The sequence below is a fragment of the Priestia sp. D51 genome (genome assembly GCF_053345675.1).
Window position 1 is genome coordinate 1 of record NZ_JBLTIR010000033.1, and the last position, 1,818, is coordinate 1,818.

Genomic DNA, 1,818 nt, shown 5'->3' on the forward strand with positions numbered 1-1,818 from the left:
ATTGTAGACGTCAAGTCGAATTGGCTCTTTCTCACTTTTGGTGAAGGCAAACGTCGCCATATGTCAAAGATATGCATTGTTTTTTCAGAAAAACAACTCTACCTACAATAATGGTATGAGCACTCTTTTTTTCAACAATTCATCACTTGCCCGACCATACATCATACGTTTTAACATCTTCACACGGTTTATGTGCCCTTCAGATAAACCATTACTTAGAGGATCGACACAGGCAGCCATTACTCCTTGTAAGTCCTTTTCAATATAGGTTGTAAACGTGTTGAGAGCCGGAAATGAATAAAGTTTACATCTTTCAATCCATCCAGATAAGCCTTGATTGTTACGTTTCCTGATAATATTTTTAAAGTTGCATGTCACTTCAACTAATTGCGGTATAAGTGGAAACTCTTTTAAACATGCCGAGGGTAATGTATTCAGCCAGTCACTATTCTTTTCACTCCATATTTTCCATAGTAAGCAATCTCTAGATATGGTATACGTTGTGGCACTAGCTCTTTGTTCCTGGCGAATTCTTGACACGGCTGCATTTAAGGTAGATCGACATCCTGTATAGCCTACCTTTCTAAGTTCTACCTCCATACGGCTTGTGGTCCATCCATACAAATTCCACTGACGTAATTGAGGCAGGTATGGATCTAAGAGCTTAACACGATTAATAGGCTCTTTCTTCTTACGTCTTAAATCTTGATAGACCGTAGGGCGAGAAATATTTAGATGACGAGAAATCCAAGCAATGGATTTCCCTTTAGCTTTCCACTCCTTTACTTTTAAGCTACGCTGCCAAACCTTTTCTGCATACAGGTTACGTTGAATATCTGTTTTGCGAATAAGTAGTGGGTCTGGTGTAGGGTTTTTATATTCTGTTTTTCTCCATATAGATGGAAAAGAGTGTTGTAAGGTCTCTTTAATTGCTGTAAATAAACCTTTCAGTATATGCCAACGGTCCGTGATCTGATAAGCATGAGGAAGTGCTTGAGAAATAGCTTTAGCGTATGTTGAGGAACCATCCCGAGTAACTGTTTGAATAGTAGGGTGCTGTTCAAGCCATTTTACGACTGTTTCTTTATCTCTACCATTTAAAATAGCAATGGGTCTTCTGGTTTCTTGATTGATAATAATCGTACCGTAACGACAACGTTTCTTGAATGCAAAGTCATCAATCCCAATATGAACCGGAGGTTCATAAGAAGGCAATTTCAATTTGTGAAGCAAGCGTAAAAGTGTGTGGTGACTGGTTACAATACCTAGATATTTAGACAGCCGAGATGCTACTTTGCAGCTCGTAGATAGTGCAATTGACTTCAACATCTCGTGTAAACGTTTGGTTTTGCGTTGATAGGTTCCTAACCACGTAAATCTTTCTGTGAAAATAGCTTGTAGACAACTACGGTCATCGCAAAAAAACTTACGTGTTTGTAGTCGTATATACGTTGATTTACCATATGCAGGTACATCCTGAAGGGATCGAACATATTGGCTGTGTATGCGGTTAGACGGAGTATGACAAGACGGGCATCTACAAGAAGAATGTTTAGATTTTACTAGATACATATAAGATTGATCTTCTTGTATAACGAGTAAACATTCTATATTAGTGAAAGAGGAAAAAGGCATGTGGCGATTCGCTCCTTTTTATTTCACTATATCATCTTTAAAGTGCCTTCACCAAAAGTGAGAAAGAGCCGTCGAATTTTACACTTTTTGCTTATTTGCTTTTTACACTTCTGCTGAAAATACACTTTTTCGATGTTTCATTCGATAACTATCTCCATCCATATGAATGACTTCTACACGATG

1 protein-coding gene is annotated in these 1,818 nt (G+C 38.1%); it reads right to left on the bottom strand.

Annotated elements, in window-relative coordinates:
• Positions 1-102: 102 nt before the first annotated feature.
• Positions 103-1,635 carry an ISL3 family transposase gene (locus ACNHOZ_RS28790; RefSeq protein WP_447697466.1) on the bottom strand — a complete coding sequence of 511 codons (1,533 nt, stop codon included), beginning with the start codon at positions 1,633-1,635 and terminating at the stop codon, positions 103-105.
• Positions 1,636-1,818 lie beyond the last annotated feature (183 nt).